The following is a 17,115-nucleotide window of genomic DNA, read 5'->3' on the forward strand; positions in this document are numbered from 1 at the left end:
GCGGGTCAGCCGGCGAGGACGGCCTCGGCCGCGGCCACCCCGCAGACACGGGCGGCGCCGTAGGTGGCGATGTGCAGGGCGCCGCGCGGCGGGGCCTGCGGCAGGCCCATCTCGACCACGACGGTGTCGGGCCGGGCGGCGAGCAGGGTGTCGAGCGCGGCGCGCATCCAGTCGTGCCGGTGCGCGTCGCGGACCACGGCGACGATCCGGCGGCCGCCGGACGCGGCGAGCACGGCGTCGCCGGCGCCGTCGCCGGTGAACGCGCCGGAGCCGGTGCCGGGCAGCCGCCGCTTGAGTTCGTCGGCGACGCCCCACGGGGTCTGGTCGCCGACGGCGATGTTCGGCTCCGGGTTGAACTGGGCGACGAACACCGGTGCGGTGACCGGTGCGGGGCCGCCCGCGCGGGTCACGGTCAGGGCGCGGCGGGCCGCGACGAGGCCGATCTCCGGTTCGGGCGTGGTCTTCCCGGCGTCACCGCGGGACGCGGCGGTCCAGGCGGCCAGGTCGCGCACCCGGGCCGCGGCGTCGGCCAGCCGCTCCGCGGGCAGTTCACCGGAGCGCACGGCGGCGACGAGCGCGTCCCGCAGGCCGAGCACGGTGGCCTCGTCGCACAGTCCGCCGCCCACGCAGATGGCGTCGGCGCCGGCCGTGATGGCGAGGACCACTCCGTGCTCCAGGCCGTAGGTGCCGGAGATGGCGCGCATCTCCATGCCGTCGGTGACGATCAGGCCCTGGTAGCCGAGTTCGCCGCGCAGCAGCTCGGTGAGGATGCGCCGGGACAGGGTGCCCGGGCGCTCCGGGTCGAGGGCGGGCACCAGGATGTGGGCGCTCATCACGGCCCGGGTGCCGGCGGCGATGGCCGCGCGGAACGGGGGCAGTTCGCGGGCGTAGAGGGTGTCGGCGTCGACATCGATGCGGGGTACGGCGTGGTGGGAGTCGACGTTGGTGTCGCCGTGGCCGGGGAAGTGCTTGGTGCAGGCGGCGACGCCGGTGGACTGCAGGCCCTCGACCCAGGCGGCGGTGTGCCGGGCGACCAGGTCGGGAGCGGTGCCGAAGGAGCGGACGCCGATGACCGGGTTGTCGGGGTTGGCGTTGACGTCGGCGGAGGGCGCCCAGTCGAAGTTGACGCCGCAGGCGGCCAGGCGGCGGCCCAGCTCGCGGGAGACGGCCCGGGTGAGGTCGGGGTCGTCGACGGCGCCGAGGGCGTGGTTGCCGGGGAAGGAGGAGCCGGTGCGCACGTCGAGCCGGGTGACGTCGCCGCTCTCCTCGTCGATGGCGACCAGCAGGTCGTCGCGTTCGGCGCGCAGCTGCGCGGTGAGCGCGGTGACCTGCTCCTCGCTGACGACGTTGCGGCCGAACAGGGCGACGGAGGCGAGGCCCTCGCCGATGCGGCGGCGGACCCAGTCGGGCGCGGTGGTGCCGTCGAACCCCGGTTGCAGCACCGCGAGGGCGTCCCGGGCGAGGGTGTCGCCGGGGGCGTCCGACGCGGTGGTGGCGATGGTGGTCATCGGGGCGTCATCCCTTCACGGCGCCGTCGGTCAGACCGCTGACAGCCTTGCGTTGCAGGAAGATGAAGAGGATCAGGATGGGCAGCGCGAACAGGGACGAGGCGGCCATGGTGGCGCCCCAGTCGTCGCCGAACGCGGTCTGGAACTGCGACAGCCACAGCGGCAGGGTCTGCTTCTCGGCGTCCTTGTTCAGGATCAGCACGAGCGGGAACTCGTTCCAGGCGGTGACGAAGCCGAACAGCGAGGTCGCCATCAGACCGGGCGCGAGCAGCGGGAAGATCACCTTGACGAAGGCCTGGAGGCGGGTGCAGCCGTCGATCATCGCCGACTCCTCCAGCTCCTTGGGCACGGCGGCGACGTAGCCGCGCAGCGTCAGGATCGTCAGCGGGAGCACCATCACCGTGTAGAAGGCGGTGAGCGGGATGAGGCTGTCCAGCATGTCGTTGTCGCGGACGAGCATGTAGATGGCGATGATCATGACCTCCCAGGGGGCCATCTGCGCCAGCATGAACGTCACGATGAGACCGCGCCGGCCCTTGAACCGCATCCGCGCCAGCGCGAAGGCCGCGAACAGGGCGATGACGAGCGAGAGGAGGACCGACAGGACGGTGACGGTGACCGAGTTGAGGACCAGGGTCCAGAAGTTCTCGGCGTCGACCGCCTTCTTGAAGTGGGTGAAGGTCGCGTTGACCGGGAACCACACCGGGTCGTCGGCGATGATGTCGCCGGTCGGCTTGAAGGCCGTGGCGAACATCCAGTAGACGGGGAACGCGAAGCCGGCGAAGAGGACGACGGCGGTCGCGTTGGGCCAGATGCGGCCGAAGAGCGAGCGCTTCACAGCTCGTCCTCCTCTTGCTTGAGCACCATGCGCAGGTAGTACGAGGTGATGGCGAGCAGGACCAGGATGGTGAGGAAGGAGATGGCCGCGCCGAGTCCGAAGTGCTGGTTGCCGACGCCCTCGACGTAGGCGTAGATCGGCAGGGTCTCGGTCAGGTGGTCGGGGCCGCCCTCGTTCATCGCGAAGATCTGCGCGAAGGCCTTGAACACCCAGATGACCTGGAGGAACGTCGTGGCGTACAGGAACGGCCGCAGGAAGGGCAGGGTCACCGAGGTGAAGCTCTTCCAGGAGCCGGCGCCGTCCAGGGAGGCGGCCTCGTACAGTTCGCGCGGGATCGTGGTGGTGGCCGCGTAGAGGTTGATCGCCACGAAGGGTATGGACTGCCAGACGATGAGCAGGGTGACCACGGCGAAGGTGGAGAACTGGGTCTGGAGCCAGTTGTGGTCGGCCATGGAGTGCCAGCCCAGCTTGTCCAGCACCCAGTTGACGACGCCGAAGCGCTGGGCGAACAGCCACTGGTAGACGGTGGTGGCCGCGACGACCGGCATGGCCCAGGCGAGGACGAGGCCGACCATGAGCAGCAGCCGCATCTTCGGGCCGAGCCGGGCCAGCAGCAGGCCGGTCAGGGTGCCGAGCGCCATGATCAGGACGACGTTGACGGCGGTGAAGACGACGGAGCGCTCGACGACGTGCCAGAACTCCGTGGAGGTCAGCACCTCCCGGTAGTTGTCGACGCCGTTCCACTCGGTGAGGTGCTGGATGAGCTGCCGCGGGTTGAGGTTCTGGAACGACAGCATGCCGTTCTTGACCAGCGGCCAGCCGAGCAGCACCAGGGTGGCCAGCAGCGCGGGCAGCAGGAGCAGGTAGGGGGTGGCGGCGCGGCGCCGGGACGGGTCCGCGGGGGTCCGGTTGTCACCTCGCGGCGGGACCGGCACCCCGGCGTTGCGGACAACGGGCTCCCCGGCCGTGCCCGTGCCTTGGGTCTGCACTGACATCAGTTGCCATCTCTTCCGTGGCCGTACGAAACCACGGCCGTGCGCGCGCACGGCGCATGGGTGGGCCGGGGACGCCCCGTCGTGGCGTCCCCGGCGCGGGTCTAGTTCTGCTGGGCCAGGCGCTTGTTGATCTCGTCCTCGACCTGCTTGGCGGCGTCCGCCGGGGACTTACCGTTCAGCACGGCCGTCATGTAGGACTTGATCGGGTTCGGGTTGTTCTCCACCGCGCCCCACTCGGGGATCAGCGGGGTGGTGCCGCCGACGGCGGCGCCGGGAGCGGACGCCTCGGCGAAGGCGTTGCCCTTGAGGTTGCTCTCCAGCGACTTCTTGTTCGGGATGACGCCGTTGAGCTTGGCCAGCTCGCCCTCGTACTGGTCGGACAGGGCGATCTTCAGGAACTCCTTGGCCAGTTCCTTCTTCTTGCTGCCCTCGGCGACGGCGAGGTTGGAGCCGCCGAGGAAGACGCCTTCGGGCTTGTCCGCACTCTCGCCCGGGAGGGTGAAGTAGCCGAGGTCCCTCTCGATGGCCTTGTTGGCGGTGACGGCCGTGCCGGCCTCCCAGCCCAGGCCGATGAAGGCGCCGGTCTTGCCCTTGGCGAAGACCTCGGCCTGCTGCGGGGTGGCCTCGTCCTTGTCCTTGGGAGCCTTGGAGAAGGAGGCGTACTTCTTGTAGATCTCCATGGCCTTGGCGACCTTGGGGTCGGCGAGGTTGGAGACGTACTTGTCGCCGTCCTTCTTCACCAGGTCGGCGCCCTGGCCGATGGTCAGACCGTCGAAGAAGTACCAGTTCTGGCCGGGCAGGTACAGCGGCTCGGCGTCGGTCTTCTTGTCGATCGCCGCCAGGTCCTGGAAGAACTCGTCCCGGGTCTTCGGGGTGTCCTTGATACCGGCCTTGGCCCAGATCTTCTTGTTGTAGATGACCGTACGGCTGACGAAGTACCAGGGAGCGGCGTACTGCTTGCCGTCGTAGACGGAGGACTGCGAGACCGACGGCGTCCAGTCGGCGCCGATCTCCTGCTTCAGGTCGCTCAGGTCGGCGAGGCCGCCGGTGACCGCGTAGGCCGGGGTCTGGGTGTTGCCGACCTCCAGCACGTCCGGCGGGTTGGACTCGGAGAGGGCGGTGGTGATCTTCTGCTGGATCCCGTCCCACTTCTGCGTCTCGAACTTCAGCTTCGCGCCGGTCTTCTTCTCGAAGGCGGCCGTCACGTCCTTGACCCACTGGTCCGGCGTGGAGCCGTCCATCGCCCAGACCGTGAGCGTCTGGCCCTTGAAGCTGTCCGGCCCGGCGTTCTTGCCGCTGTCGTCGTCGCCCCCGCCGCACGCCGACACGGAGACCATCATGCCCGCGATCGCGATCGCGGCCGCAAGATTGCGCTTCACGCCACCCTCCTCAGGGATGCCACTAACCCCCCACGCCCTCGGCGGTGACCTGCATACGACGCTGTTGCACGTAGGGCTCGGGACCTGGCCACTAATGGTGTAGACCAGTACGGTGGAGCTTGGCCTAGACCTTTTGGAGTGTCAAGGGTGGTTCGGGATGCCGGTCCCGGCCGTTACGAGAAAGTCACCGGAGCGCGTCCGTCCGCGTTCCGTCCGTTTCGCCCGGACCGTTCATTTGGACTAGACCATACGGGAGTTGGTCGCTATAACGGGAGCCCATCGACACAGCCGGGAAGGCAGGCATGACCACCGACGTGAGCAGCGCCCAGCCGCACGGAAGGGCGACCGGCCGCACCGCGCGCGTGCCGAAGTACTACCGGATCAAACAGCAGCTCCTCTCGATGGCCGAGGCGCTGCAACCCGGTTCGGCCATGCCCGCCGAACGGCTGCTCGCCGTGCGGTTCGACACTTCGCGGACCACCGTCCGGCAGGCGCTGCAGGAACTCGTCGGCGAGGGCCGGCTGGACCGCATCCAGGGCAAGGGCACCTTCGTCGCCCAGCCCAAGCTGTACCGCACGCTCCAGCTCACCTCGCACACCGAGGACATGCGCGCCCAGGGCCTCACCCCGGCCTCGCAGATGCTGGACATCGCGGAGGTGCCCGCGGACGAGAAGCTGGCGGGCCTGCTGGACATCGGGCTCGGCGAGCGGGTGCTGCGCATCGAGCGGCTGCGGCTGGCCAGCGGCGACCCGATGGCGATCGAGACGACCCACCTGTCCGTGCGGCGCTTCCCCGGGCTGCGCCGCTCGCTGGCCACCTGCCCGTCGCTGTACACCGCGCTCGCGGAGGTGTACGGCGTCCATCTCGCCGAGGCCGACGAGACCATCGAGACCTCGCTGTCGACTCCGCGCGAGGCCCAGTTGCTCGCCACCGACGTCGGCATGCCGATGCTGCTGCTGTCCCGGCACTCGCGGGACGCGCAGGGCACCCCGGTGGAGTGGGTGCGCTCGGTCTACCGCGGCTCCCGCTACAAGTTCGTCGCCGCCCTGCACCGGCCGGGCGCCCCGGTGATCCGGCGCAGGACGGCTCCCCCGGACCGGGACGCGCTCGGCCTCACCTGACCCGGCACACGCCCCGGACGGAGACGCCGGGACGGCCGGTACCGCGCCGGCCGGTGCGGGGACGGCCGGTGCGGGGACGGCCGGTGCGGGGACGGCCGGTGCGGGGACGGCCGGTGCGGGGACGGCCGGTGCGGGGACGGCCGGTGCCGGCGGGCCGCCGTCACCCCTGGGTCAGGGTGACGTCCTGGTCGGTCAGGGCGTGGAAGGACGGCAGCAGCAGGATGCCCGTGGGGCGCAGCTCCATGAGGGTGGCCTGCACCCGCGCCGGTCCCGCCGCCGGCGCCTCGGTCGAGATCTTCCCGGAGTTCTGCCAGCGGTGCTCGGCGCCGTCGCACTGGGCGAGACCGCCGCCGATGCCGTGCCGCACACGGGCGTCGCCCTGGCTGAGCGAGGAGCTGACGAACACCGGCCCGGTGCCGCCGGTGCAGCGGTAGCTGCCGGACAGGGTCACCGTGCCGTCGGGCGCGATCCGGCCGACGGGGTCGACGGTGACGAGTTCGGCGGGGTCGGCGGCGGCCGGGACGGCGGCGGCGCACAGCAGCGCCGCGGCACCGAGGGCCGCGGCGAGGACGGGCCGGCTTACGCGCATGGAGTACCTCCCTGTTCAGGGGTTCGGGGGTTTCCACTGGTACCGGGCGGCCGGACCGGCGGGCGTGACCGTCACCCCATCGGTGGCGCGTCATTCCACCGGCCGCCGGGTGCGCGGCTCCGTGGACGCCGACGGGCGCACCCCCGGTCCGGTCCGGCGGCCGGCGGGGCGACCGCGCCTTGAAGCGCGGTCAGGGCAGGACCGCGAATCCGTCCAGCTCCACCAGCGCCCGCTCGTCCCACAGCCGTACCACCTGGACCACGGCCATCGCCGGATAGTCGCGGCCCGCCGCCTGCCGCCAGATCCCGCCCAGCCGGCGCGCGTGGGCGCGGTAGGCGGCCACGTCCGTGGTGTAGACGGTGACCCGGGCGAGGTCGGCGGGCGTGCCGCCGGCCGCGCCGAGGGCGGTGAGGAGGTTGCCGAGGGCCTTCTCGAACTGCTCGGGCAGGGTGTCCCCGGTGAGCGTGCCGTCGGCGCCGAGCGCGGTCTGTCCGGCGAGGAACACCACGCGGGAGCCGGTCGCGACGACGGCGTGCGTGAAGCCCGTGGGCGGGGACAGGCCGGGCGGGTTGACGCGTTCGGCCGTCATCGGTCCTCCTCGCGGGCGGCGGCGTACAGCTCCTTGGCGATGATGCTCCGCTGCACCTCGCTGGCGCCCTCGTAGATGCGGGGCGCGCGCACCTCGCGGTAGAGGTGTTCGAGGAGGTGGCCGCGGCACAGGGCGCGGGCGCCGTGCAGTTGGACGGCGGTGTCGACGACGTACTGCGCGGTCTCGGTGGCGAGCAGTTTGGCCATCGCCGCGCGCCGGGGCACGTCGGCGGCGCCCGCGTCGTAGGCCGCGGCCGCCGCGTACACCATCAGCCGGGCCGCCTCGGTGCGCAGGGCCATCTCGGCGACCTGGTGGGACACGGCCTGCAAGGCGCTCAGCGGTCCGCCGAACGCCTCGCGCCGGCGGGTGTGGGCGAGGGTGGCCTCCAGCGCGGCCTGGGCCATGCCGACCGCGAACGCGCCGACGCTGGGCCGGAAGAGGTTGAGGGTGCCCATGGCGACGGCGAAGCCGCGGTCCGGCGCGCCGAGCAGGTCGGCGGCGGTGACGGGCACGGCGTCGAAGTCGAGCGCGCCGACGGGGTGCGGCGCGAGCATCTCCAGCGGCCGGCCGGTGAGCCCGGGCCGGCCGGCGGGCACGAGGAAGGCGGTCACACCGCGTGCTCCGGCGCCGGGTGTGGTGCGGGCGAAGACGGTGTAGAAGTCGGCTTCGGGAGCGTTGGAGATCCAGCACTTGGCGCCGGTGAGCCGCCAGCCGGCGCCGTCGGGCTCGGCGGCGAGGGCGAGGGCCGCCGCGTCCGAGCCGGCGCCGGGCTCGCTCAGCGCGAAGGCGGCGACCGCGCTGCCGTCGGCGACCCGGGGCAGCCAGCGCTCCCGCTGGGCCTCGGTGCCGTGGGTGTGCACCGGGTGGGCGCCCAGGCCCTGGAGGGCGAGGGCGGTCTCCGCCTCGGTGCAGGACCGGGCGAGGGACTCGCGCATCAGGCACAGGTCGAGCGCACCGGAGGTGAACAGCCGGCCGAGCAGGCCGAGCCGGCCGAGTTCGGCGAGGAGCGGCCGGTTGACGCGGCCGGGCCGGCCCCGGCCGGCCAGCGGGCGCAGGCGCTCGGCGGCCAGCGCGCGCAGCTCGGCGCACCACGCGGTCTGCTCCGGTGCGAGTGCGAAAGCGGACACGACCGGTCCTCCCTCCGGGTCGCCCTGCGCGGCGGGTTCCTCGTGCCCTTCCCGCTCACCACCCGAGGCTATCGCGTGCCGTTGACTGCCGTCACCAACGCGATACGCTCGGGGTGCGAGCCCACCACGCAGCCCGTCCGGACAGCCGTCTGGGACCTCTGTCACGGCAAGGGGGCGCCACCGTCATGCATCCCTCGGCCCATGTCGACACGTTCGCGCGCGACCACCTGCCCCCGCCGCACGAGTGGCCCGAGCTGCGGTTCGACCTGCCCTCACTGCGCTATCCCGCCCGGCTGAACTGCGCCGCCGAGCTGCTGGACCAGGCCGGCGCGGACCGCCCGGTGTTCCGCGTCCCGGCCGGCCCCGCCTGGACCTACGGCGAGCTGCGCGCCCGCGTCGACCGGATCGCGCACGTGCTCACCGGCCCGCTGGGCGTCGTCCCGGGCAACCGGGTGCTGCTGCGCGGCCCCACCACGCCCTGGCTCGCCGCCTGCTGGCTGGCGGTGCTGAAGGCGGGCGCGATCGCGGTCACCGTGCTGGCCCGGCAGCGCCCGCACGAGCTGGCGGCCGTGTGCGCGATCGCCCGCGTCGGGCACGCGCTGTGCGACGTCCGGTCGGTGGACGACCTGGCGAGAGCCGCGGTGCCGGGGCTGCGCGTCACGACGTACGGCGGCGCCGGCCCCGACGACCTGCTGCGCCGGCCGGCGCCCGCCGCGCCCTACCCGGCGGTGGACACCGCGGCCGACGACGTCGCCCTGATCGCGTTCACCTCCGGCACCACGGGCCGCCCGAAAGGGTGCGCGCACTTCCACCGGGACGTGCTGGCGACGGCCGACACGTTCTCCCGGCACGTGCTGCGCCCGCACCGGGACGACGTGTTCGCCGGCAGTCCCCCGCTGGGGTTCACCTTCGGTCTCGGCGGACTGGTGATCTTCCCGATGCGGGCCGGGGCCAGCAGCCTGCTGCTCGAACAGGCGGGGCCGCGGCACCTCCTGCCCGCCATCGCCGCCCACCGCGTCTCCGTCCTGTTCACCGCGCCGACCGCCTACCGCGCCATGCTGGAGCGGCTGGACGGCCACGACGTGTCGTCCCTCAGACGCTGCGTGTCGGCCGGCGAACACCTGCCCGCCGCCGTCTGGCGGGCCTGGCACGAGCGCACGGGCCTGCGCCTCGTCAACGGCATCGGCGCCACCGAGCTGCTGCACATCTTCCTCGCCGCCGCCGACGAGCACACGCGGCCGGGCAGCACCGGCGTACCGGTGCCGGGCTGGCAGGCACGCGTGCAGAACGCCGGCGGCAGGCCCGTGCCCGACGGCGAGCCGGGACTGCTGGCCGTGCGCGGCCCGGTCGGCTGCCGCTATCTGGCCGACCCCCGGCAGCGGGAGTACGTCCGGGACGGCTGGAACATCACCGGCGACACCTGCGTCCGCGACGCCGACGGCTCCTTCCGCTATGTGGCGCGCGCCGACGACATGATCGTCTCCGCCGGCTACAACATCGCGGGGCCGGAGGTGGAGGAGGCGCTGCTGCGCCATCCCGACGTGGCCGAGGCCGCGGTCGTCGGCCGGCCCGACGAGGCCCGCGGCCAGGTCGCCGTGGCCTATACGGTGGTGCGTCCCGGGGCCCGGCGCGACGCGGAGGCGCTGCGCGCGTTCCTCCTCGCGGAACTGGCGCCCTACAAGTGTCCCCGCGCGTTCGTCTTCCTCGACGCCCTGCCCCGCACGGCCACCGGCAAGGTCCAGCGGTTCCGCCTGCGTACCCGAAGTGACCAGCAATGATGCCGACGAACTAAAATGATCAACGTGTCCGAGCAGCACGCCCCCAGGTCCCTCATCGTCACGCTCTACGGCGCGTACGGCCGCTTCCTGCCCGGCCCGGTGCCCGTCGCCGAGCTGATCCGGCTGCTGGCCGCGGTCGGCGTGGACGCGCCCTCCGTGCGCTCCTCGGTGTCCCGGCTCAAACGGCGCGGTCTGCTGCTGCCGGCCCGCACGGAGTCCGGCGCGGCCGGGTACGGACTGTCCGCCGAGGCACGCCAGCTCCTGGACGACGGCGACCGGCGGGTCTACGCGGGCACGCCGGTGGCGGACGAGGGCTGGGTGCTCGCGGTGTTCTCGGTGCCCGAGTCGGAGCGGCAGAAGCGGCACGTGCTGCGCTCCCGGCTGGCCGGGCTCGGCTTCGGCACCGCGGCCCCCGGGGTGTGGATCGCCCCGGCCCGGCTGCACGAGGAGGCGGAGCACACCCTGCGCCGGCTGCGGCTCGATCCGTACGTGGACTTCTTCCGCGGTGAGCACCTGGGCTTCGCGCCCACGGCCGAGGCGGTGGCCCGCTGGTGGGACCTGACCGCGATCGCCAAGGAGCACGAGCGGTTCCTGGACGCGCACGCGCCGGTGCTGCACGCCTGGGCGGGCCGTGCCGACACCCCGGCCGAGGACGCCTACCGCGACTACCTCCTGGCCCTGGACTCCTGGCGCCATCTGCCGTACACCGACCCGGGCCTGCCCACCCGGCTGCTCCCGGCCGACTGGCCGGGCGTCCGCTCGGCGGAGGTCTTCCGCGGTCTGCACGAACGGCTGCGGGACGCGGGAGCGCGGTTCGCGGGGCTGTGACGCCCCTGCCGCGGCCCGCGTCTTCAGTCCGCGCTCTGCCGGGCGTCCGGTCCGCCGAGCGTGAGCCGGGGCCTGGGGGCCTCGGTCCGTCCGGTGCGCGGGGGCCGGCTGCCCGCCCGGTACGGCGCAGGCCAGAGCGCTCCGGGGCCGGTGTAGCCCTGTTCGGCCGCCGCGTGCAGGGTCCAGTGCGGGTCGTACAGGTGCGGCCGGGCCAGCGCGCACAGATCGGCGCGGCCGGCGAGGATCAGCGAGTTGACGTCGTCCCAGGAGGAGATGGCGCCGACCGCGATCACCGGGACGCCGGCCTCGTGCCGGATCCGGTCGGCGAACGGCGTCTGGTACGACCTGCCGAACTCCGGGCGTTCCCCGGCCACCACCTGCCCGGTGGACACGTCGATGGCGTCGGCGCCGTGCGCGGCGAAGGCGCGGGCGATCCCGACGGCGTCCTCGGCGCTCGTCCCGCCCGCCGCCCAGTCGGTGGCCGAGATACGGACGGTCATCGGCCACTCGGCCGGCCACACCGCGCGTACGGCGTCGAAGACCTCCAGCGGGAACCGCAGCCGCCGCTCCGGTGAACCGCCGTAGGAGTCGGTGCGCAGGTTGGTGAGCGGGGAGAGGAAGCCGGAGAGCAGATAGCCATGGGCGCAGTGCAGTTCGAGCAGGTCGAAGCCGGCCCGGGCGGCCCGCCAGGCGGCCGCGGCGAACTGCTCGCGGATGTCGGTGAGCTGGGCGCGGGACAGCTCGCGCGGCGTCTGGCCGCCCGGCCGGTACGGCAGCGGGGAGGCGGCGACGACCGGCCAGTTGCCGGTGGGCAGCGGCTCGTCCATCCCCTCCCACATCGGCCGGGTGGAGCCCTTGCGCCCGGAGTGCCCGAGCTGCACGCCGATCGCGGTGCCCGGTGCGTGGCGGTGCACGAAGTCGGTGACGCGCCGCCACGCCGTGGCCTGCCGGCCGGTGTAGAGGCCGGTGCAGCCGGGGGTGATCCGGCCCTCCTCGCTGACGCACACCATCTCGGTCAGCACCAGGCCGGCCCCGCCGAGGGCGCGGGCGCCCAGGTGGACGAGGTGGAAGTCGCCGGGGACGCCGTCGGTGGCGGAGTACATGTCCATCGGGGACACGACGACCCGGTTGCGCAGGGTCAGACCGCGCAGCCGGTACGGGGTGAACATCGGCGGGGTGCCGGGCGGGCAGCCGAACTCGCGCTCGACGGCCTCGGTGAAGCGGGCGTCGCGCAGCCGCAGGTTGCCGTGGGTGACGCGGCGGCTGCGGGTGAGCAGGTTGAAGGCGAACCGGCGCGGCGGCTGGCCCAGGTACAGCCGCAGGTCCTCGAACCACTCCAGGCTGGCCCGGGCGGCCCGCTGGGTGGAGGCGACGACGGGCTGCCGTTCCGCCTCGTAGGCCGCGAGCGCCGCCGGCGGGTCCGGGTGCTCCTGAAGGCAGGCGGCGAGGGCGAGGGCGTCCTCGACGGCCAGCTTGGTGCCGGAGCCGATGGAGAAGTGGGCGGTGTGGGCGGCGTCGCCGAGGAGGACGACGTTGCCGTGCGACCAGCGCTCGTTGACGACCGTGCGGAAGGTGGTCCAGGCGGAGCCGTCGGAGCGCAGCGGGCGTCCGCCGAGGGCGTCGGCGAACACCTTGGCGCAGCGTTCGACGGACTCCCGCGGGCCGGCCTCGGCGTATCCGGCGGCCCGCCAGACCTCCTCGCGCATCTCGATGACGACGGTGGAGGCGTCCGCCGCGTACGGGTAGCCGTGCAGCTGCATCACGCCGTGTCCGGTCTCGGCGATCTCGAAGCGGAAGGCGTCGAAGGCGAAGTCGGCGGCAAGCCAGATGTAGCGGCAGCGGTGCGCGGTCACCCGGGGCCGGAACTCCGCCGCGAGGCTCGCGCGGGTGGCGCTGTGGACGCCGTCGGCGGCGATGACGAGGTCGTACTCCCGCGCGAGCCGGCCGGCCGGCGGTGCCTCGGTGCCGAACCGCAGCTCCACGCCCAGTGCTCGGCAGCGCTCGTGCAGGACGCGCAGCAGCCGGTGCCGGCCCAGCGCGGCGAAGCCGTGGCCGCCGGAGCGGTGCCGTACGCCCCGGTGCACGACGTCGATGTCGTCCCAGCGCACGAAGTGCCGGCGCAGGGCCTCGTGGACGACGGGGTCGGCGTGTTCGATGCCGCCGAGGGTCTCGTCGGAGAGGACCACGCCGAAGCCGAAGGTCTGGTCGGGGGCGTTGCGCTCCCAGACGGTGATCTCCCGGGTGGGGCCCAGCCGTTTCAGCAGGGCGGCGGCGTAGAGCCCGCCGGGGCCGCCGCCGATGACCGCCACGCGCACTCCGGCTCACCTCCCCCGCCACTTCGGAGGCCGCTTCTCGGTGAAGGCCGCGTGGAACTCGGCGTAGTCCTCGCCGTTCATCAGCAGGGCCTGGGTGGAGGCGTCCAGTTCGACCGAGGCGGCGAGCGGCATGTCCAGCTCGGCCGTGAGCAGGGCCTTGGTCTGGGCGTGGGCGAGGGCCGGGCCGTCGGCCAGGCGGCGGGCCAGGGTGTGGGCGGCCGCGTCCGCGCCTCCCTCCTCCGTCAGCTCGCTGATCAGCCCGATGCGCTCGGCCTCGGGCGCCCGGACCGGGTCGCCGAGCAGGAGCAGGCGGGTGGCGTGGCCGAGGCCGACGACCCGGGGCAGCAGATAGGCCGCGCCCATGTCGCCGCCGGACAGGCCGACCCGGGTGAAGAGGAAGGCGAAGCGGGCGGAGGGGTCCGCGACGCGGAAGTCGGCCGCGAGGGCGAGGACCGCGCCGGCTCCGGCCGCGACGCCGTGCACCGCGGCGACCACCGGGAACGGGCACTCGCGGATCGCCCGCACGACCTGTCCGGTCATCCGGTTGAAGTCGAGGAGCTGGGCGGTGTCCATGGCCAGGGTGGCGCCGATGATCTCGTCCACGTCCCCGCCGGAGCAGAAGCCGCGGCCCTCGCCGGCCAGCACCAGCGCCCGCACCGACCGCTCGCGGGACAGTTCGGCGAGCAGGTCGCGCAGGTCGGCGTAGGCGCCGAAGGTGAGGGCGTTGAGCCGGTCGGGGCGGGCGAGGGTGACGGTGGCGACGCCGTCGGTGCACCGCACCCGCAGGTGCTTCCAGTGGGCGGTGCGGGCGGCCGAGCCGGTGAAGGGACTCATGACGTGCGGCCTCCTCGGGCGGTGGTGCCGTACGTTGCTCCCGTCGAAGTTATCACCCTTCCGTGACTGTCGTCACGACCGCGCGACATACGGACCGGGGGCCGTCCGGCCGGGCCTCGCGGGGCGGCGCCCGGCTGCGGCCCGGCGCCGCGGGACCCGTACCATGCCTGGAGTCGAAAAGCAGGACCGCCTGCTGCACGAACGGACCCGCCTTGTACGAACGCCCCGCCGGATCGGCCTCCTGGCGCATCGCGCTGCCGCACACCGCGGCGGCGGTGCCCGTGGCGCGTGCCCTGGTGCGCTCGGCACTGACCGACGTGGAGCACGTGGCCGACCCGGACACGGCGGAGCTGCTGACCGCGGAGCTGGTGGCGAACGCGGTGGAGCACACCGCCGGGCAGGGCCCGATCGAGCTGGTGGTGGAGCTGGCGCCGAGCGGCTGCCAAGTGGAGGTGCACGACCCGGACCCGGCGCCGCCCGGCCAGCTCACCCGGCCGGTGCTGGAGGAGCCCGACGTGTGGCAGGAGGGCGGGCGCGGGCTGCTGCTGATCCGCGCCCTCAGCTCGTCCTGCGGTCACCGCCCCACCGCGTCGGGCAAGGCGGTGTGGTTCAGACTGCCTGTGGTTCCCGCTCAGCGGCGGCGGCCGGCGTGACCTTGGCGGCGGACCGGGCCAGCGTGGAGTGCCGGCGGCCGTAGCCGCCGTAGACCGCCAGGCCCACCGCGAGGAACACGGCGAACTGGAGCCAGGTGCGCCAGCCCGTCTCGTACATCAGGTACGCGCAGAAGGCGACGCCGAGCAGCGGGGCCACCGGGTACAGCGGCACCCGGAAGCTGCGCTCCAGGCCCGGTTCGCGGCGGCGCAGGGCGATCACCGTGATGTTGACGGCGGCCATGATGGCGAGGGTGCCGATGGTGCACAGGTTCATCACGGCGTCGAGGGAGGCGAAGGCCGCCGGGAGCGCGAAGACGAGCGCGACGATCAGCGTGCCGGCGACCGGCGTGGACGTCCTCGGGGAGACCTTCTCGAAGACGCGCGGGACGAGGCCGTCGCGGGACATCGACATCAGGATGCGGGTCTGGCCGTACATCACGGCGAGGACCACCGAGGCGATGGCGACGACCGCGCCGAAGGCGATGACACCGCCGCCGACGGCGGAGCCGGTGACCTCGTTGACGACGTAGGAGAGCGCGGCGGGACGGCCGGCGACCCGGTCGCCGCCGACGGCGCCGATCGCGGCGAGCGCGACCGCGCAGTACAGCAGGGTGACCAGGCCCATGCAGACGAGGATCGCGACGGGGATGTGCCGGCGCGGGTTCTTCGCCTCCTCGCCCGCGGTGGTGATCGCGTCGAAGCCGATGTACGAGAAGAACGCCGCGGTGGTGCCCGCGCCGATGCCGCCGAGGCCTGCCGGGGAGAACGGGGTGAGGTTGCCGTGCTTGAAGGCGCTGTAGCCGATGGCGCAGAAGGCGAGCAGGACCGCCAGCTTCACCGCGGCCATGGCGGCCGTCGCCCGGGCGCTCTCCCGTACTCCGCGCACCAGCAGGACGGAGGCCAGGGCGATGACGATCACGGCCGGCAGGTTGACGACACCGCCCCCGCCGGGGCCCGCGGACAGCACGGCCGGGAGCTGCCGGCCGGTGAGGCTGTGCAGCAGCTCGTTGACGTACTCGCTCCAGCCGACCGCGACGGCGGAGATCGAGACGCCGTACTCCAGCAGCAGGCACCAGCCGACGAGGAAGGCGGTGGACTCGCCGAGCCCGGCGTAGGCGAAGGAGTACGAGGAGCCGGAGACCGGGATCGCACCGCCCAGCTCCGCGAACGAGAACGCGGTGAAGACGCAGGTCAGGGCGGCGAGGACGAAGGAGACGACGACGGCCGGGCCGGCCTGGGCGACCGAGTCGGACAGGCCGACGAAGATGCCGGTGCCGACGATGGCGCCGACGCCGAAACAGATGAGCTGGAAGAGGCCCATGGTGCGCTTCAGGCCGTGTCCTTCGCGGTCGGCGCCGGATTCGGCGACGAGCAGGTGCGGGGACTTGATGCGGGGAGCGGGCATGCGGGTGGTGCTCGTTTCTGGTGGTGCGGGCGGCCGTCGTGGGGCCGCGGCGACGGCGCCGGAAGGGGTGGTTCCGGGCCGCCGGTCAGGATAAGGCCTGGTGAGGCGGGTCAGGCAAGGCTTTCCCGGGCGAGTGTGGCCACCAGCACCGCCTTGATGGTGTGCAGCCGGTTCTCGGCCTCGTCGAAGACGACGGAGTGGGCGGACTCGAAGACCTCGTCCGTCACCTCCAGCGAGCGCAGCCCGTGCGAGGCGTGGATCTGCTGCCCGACCGCGGTGCCGAGGTCGTGGAAGGCCGGCAGGCAGTGCAGGAACTTCACGTCCGGGTTGCCGGTGGCGCGCAGCACGTCCATGGTCACCGCGTACGGCGCGAGGGCGGTGATCCGCTCGTCCCAGACCTCCTTGGGCTCGCCCATGGAGACCCAGACGTCGGTGGCGACGAAGTCGGCGCCCGAGACACCCTCGGCGACGTCCTCGGTGAGGGTGATCCGGGCACCGCTCGCGGCGGCGAGTTCGCGGGCGCGGTCCAGGATCTCCTGGGCGGGCCAGTAGGACTTCGGGGCGACGATCCGGACGTCCATGCCGAGCAGTGCGCCGGTCACGAGGTAGGAGTTGCCCATGTTGAAGCGGGCGTCTCCGAGGTAGGCGAAGGCGATCTGGCGCAGCGGCTTGGCGCTGTGCTCGGTCATGGTGAGCACGTCGGCGAGCATCTGGGTGGGGTGCCAGTCGTCGGTGAGGCCGTTGTAGACGGGCACGCCGGCGTACGCGGCCAGCTCCTCGACCTTGGCCTGGCTGTCGCCCCGGTACTCGATGCCGTCGAACATCCGGCCCAGCACCCGGGCGGTGTCCCGCACCGACTCCTTGTGCCCGATCTGGGATCCGGACGGGTCCAGGTAGGTGGTGTGGGCACCCTGGTCGGCGGCGGCGACCTCGAACGCGCAGCGGGTGCGCGTCGAGGTCTTCTCGAAGATCAGGGCGATGTTCCGCCCGCGCAGGTACTGGGTCTCGGCCCCGGCCTTCTTCGCGGCCTTCAGCTCGGCGGCCAGCTCGATCAGGCCGCGGAACTCCGCCTCGGTGAAGTCCAGCTCCTTGAGGAAGTGGCGGCCGGCGAGGGCGGTCGGGACTGTCGCCATGGGGGCGCTCCAGGGGTATGACT

15 protein-coding genes are annotated in these 17,115 nt (G+C 73.2%); 4 read left to right on the forward strand and 11 right to left on the reverse strand.

The features are described 5' to 3' along the window. Positions 1-5: 5 nt before the first annotated feature. The 4 genes from ACH4OA_RS17310 to ACH4OA_RS17325 all read right to left on the reverse strand — a co-directional run bounded on the left by ACH4OA_RS17310 (position 6) and on the right by ACH4OA_RS17325 (position 4,720). Positions 6-1,508 carry a glycoside hydrolase family 3 protein gene (locus ACH4OA_RS17310; protein ID WP_397939236.1) on the reverse strand — a complete coding sequence of 501 codons (1,503 nt, stop codon included), beginning with the start codon at positions 1,506-1,508 and terminating at the stop codon, positions 6-8. A 7-nt stretch (positions 1,509-1,515) separates the two neighbouring features. After that, complete coding sequence (locus tag ACH4OA_RS17315; RefSeq protein WP_365881019.1) at positions 1,516-2,346, reverse strand: carbohydrate ABC transporter permease; 831 nt, start codon at positions 2,344-2,346, stop codon at positions 1,516-1,518. After that, positions 2,343-3,341 carry a carbohydrate ABC transporter permease gene (locus ACH4OA_RS17320; RefSeq protein WP_397969612.1) on the reverse strand — a complete coding sequence of 333 codons (999 nt, stop codon included), beginning with the start codon at positions 3,339-3,341 and terminating at the stop codon, positions 2,343-2,345. Before ACH4OA_RS17320 ends, ACH4OA_RS17315 begins: the two co-directional genes overlap by 4 nt. Positions 3,342-3,442: 101 nt before the next feature. Continuing rightward, positions 3,443-4,720: an extracellular solute-binding protein gene (locus tag ACH4OA_RS17325; protein ID WP_397939233.1), complete on the reverse strand. Its 1,278-nt coding sequence runs from the start codon at positions 4,718-4,720 to the stop codon at positions 3,443-3,445. 302 nt (positions 4,721-5,022) lie between these two features. On the opposite strand from ACH4OA_RS17325, the gene ACH4OA_RS17330 reads away from it, so the two are divergent. After that, the gene (locus ACH4OA_RS17330; protein WP_365884146.1) at positions 5,023-5,841 is read left to right on the forward strand and encodes a GntR family transcriptional regulator; all 819 of its coding nucleotides are present in this window, start codon (positions 5,023-5,025) and stop codon (positions 5,839-5,841) included. A gap of 160 nt (positions 5,842-6,001) precedes the next feature. Here the strand turns inward: ACH4OA_RS17330 and ACH4OA_RS17335 are convergent, their stop codons facing one another. The 3 genes from ACH4OA_RS17335 to ACH4OA_RS17345 form a co-directional block, all read right to left on the reverse strand. Then, positions 6,002-6,430, reverse strand: coding sequence for a DUF6299 family protein (locus ACH4OA_RS17335; protein ID WP_397969614.1), 429 nt, complete (start codon positions 6,428-6,430; stop codon positions 6,002-6,004). 190 nt (positions 6,431-6,620) lie between these two features. Then, complete coding sequence (locus ACH4OA_RS17340) at positions 6,621-7,019, reverse strand: RidA family protein (RefSeq protein WP_365884170.1); 399 nt, start codon at positions 7,017-7,019, stop codon at positions 6,621-6,623. Further along, on the reverse strand, positions 7,016-8,146 hold the full coding sequence (locus ACH4OA_RS17345) for an acyl-CoA dehydrogenase family protein (protein WP_397939230.1): 1,131 nt from the start codon (positions 8,144-8,146) through the stop codon (positions 7,016-7,018). Before ACH4OA_RS17345 ends, ACH4OA_RS17340 begins: the two co-directional genes overlap by 4 nt. 185 nt (positions 8,147-8,331) lie before the next feature. Between ACH4OA_RS17345 and ACH4OA_RS17350 the strand changes: the two genes are divergently transcribed. Next, positions 8,332-9,924: an AMP-binding protein gene (locus ACH4OA_RS17350; protein WP_397969616.1), complete on the forward strand. Its 1,593-nt coding sequence runs from the start codon at positions 8,332-8,334 to the stop codon at positions 9,922-9,924. Positions 9,925-9,939: 15 nt separating this feature from the next. Continuing rightward, positions 9,940-10,752 carry a PaaX family transcriptional regulator C-terminal domain-containing protein gene (locus tag ACH4OA_RS17355; RefSeq protein WP_397946335.1) on the forward strand — a complete coding sequence of 271 codons (813 nt, stop codon included), beginning with the start codon at positions 9,940-9,942 and terminating at the stop codon, positions 10,750-10,752. Between the two features lie 23 nt (positions 10,753-10,775). Here the strand turns inward: ACH4OA_RS17355 and ACH4OA_RS17360 are convergent, their stop codons facing one another. Continuing rightward, complete coding sequence (locus ACH4OA_RS17360; RefSeq protein WP_397969617.1) at positions 10,776-13,067, reverse strand: bifunctional salicylyl-CoA 5-hydroxylase/oxidoreductase; 2,292 nt, start codon at positions 13,065-13,067, stop codon at positions 10,776-10,778. Between the two features lie 6 nt (positions 13,068-13,073). Further along, complete coding sequence (locus ACH4OA_RS17365) at positions 13,074-13,901, reverse strand: enoyl-CoA hydratase family protein (protein WP_397939223.1); 828 nt, start codon at positions 13,899-13,901, stop codon at positions 13,074-13,076. Positions 13,902-14,113: 212 nt separating this feature from the next. On the opposite strand from ACH4OA_RS17365, the gene ACH4OA_RS17370 reads away from it, so the two are divergent. Next, positions 14,114-14,554, forward strand: coding sequence for an ATP-binding protein (locus tag ACH4OA_RS17370; protein ID WP_397969619.1), 441 nt, complete (start codon positions 14,114-14,116; stop codon positions 14,552-14,554). Here ACH4OA_RS17370 and ACH4OA_RS17375 read toward each other — a convergent pair. Both ACH4OA_RS17375 and argF read right to left on the reverse strand, forming a co-directional pair. Further along, on the reverse strand, positions 14,511-15,959 hold the full coding sequence (locus tag ACH4OA_RS17375; protein WP_365880446.1) for an amino acid permease: 1,449 nt from the start codon (positions 15,957-15,959) through the stop codon (positions 14,511-14,513). The genes ACH4OA_RS17370 and ACH4OA_RS17375 overlap by 44 nt on opposite strands. 110 nt (positions 15,960-16,069) lie before the next feature. Then, positions 16,070-17,092, reverse strand: coding sequence for an ornithine carbamoyltransferase (gene argF, locus ACH4OA_RS17380; RefSeq protein WP_365880444.1), 1,023 nt, complete (start codon positions 17,090-17,092; stop codon positions 16,070-16,072). Between the last annotated feature and the right edge of the window lie 23 nt (positions 17,093-17,115).

Origin of the sequence: Streptomyces sp. NPDC017095, assembly GCF_044332325.1 — a bacterium.
In the GTDB taxonomy this organism is placed as follows: Bacteria; Actinomycetota; Actinomycetes; order Streptomycetales; family Streptomycetaceae; genus Streptomyces.

What these genes read in the sequence shown, in the direction of transcription:
- ACH4OA_RS17310 (WP_397939236.1), bottom strand. Translation starts at nt 1,508, where the DNA reads ATGACCACCATCGCCACCACCGCGTCGGACGCCCCCGGCGACACCCTC.
- ACH4OA_RS17320 (WP_397969612.1), bottom strand. Translation starts at nt 3,341, where the DNA reads ATGTCAGTGCAGACCCAAGGCACGGGCACGGCCGGGGAGCCCGTTGTC.
- ACH4OA_RS17330 (WP_365884146.1), top strand. Translation starts at nt 5,023, where the DNA reads ATGACCACCGACGTGAGCAGCGCCCAGCCGCACGGAAGGGCGACCGGC.
- ACH4OA_RS17335 (WP_397969614.1), bottom strand. Translation starts at nt 6,430, where the DNA reads ATGCGCGTAAGCCGGCCCGTCCTCGCCGCGGCCCTCGGTGCCGCGGCG.
- ACH4OA_RS17340 (WP_365884170.1), bottom strand. Translation starts at nt 7,019, where the DNA reads ATGACGGCCGAACGCGTCAACCCGCCCGGCCTGTCCCCGCCCACGGGC.
- ACH4OA_RS17350 (WP_397969616.1), top strand. Translation starts at nt 8,332, where the DNA reads ATGCATCCCTCGGCCCATGTCGACACGTTCGCGCGCGACCACCTGCCC.
- ACH4OA_RS17355 (WP_397946335.1), top strand. Translation starts at nt 9,940, where the DNA reads ATGATCAACGTGTCCGAGCAGCACGCCCCCAGGTCCCTCATCGTCACG.
- ACH4OA_RS17365 (WP_397939223.1), bottom strand. Translation starts at nt 13,901, where the DNA reads ATGAGTCCCTTCACCGGCTCGGCCGCCCGCACCGCCCACTGGAAGCAC.
- ACH4OA_RS17375 (WP_365880446.1), bottom strand. Translation starts at nt 15,959, where the DNA reads ATGCCCGCTCCCCGCATCAAGTCCCCGCACCTGCTCGTCGCCGAATCC.
- argF (WP_365880444.1), bottom strand. Translation starts at nt 17,092, where the DNA reads ATGGCGACAGTCCCGACCGCCCTCGCCGGCCGCCACTTCCTCAAGGAG.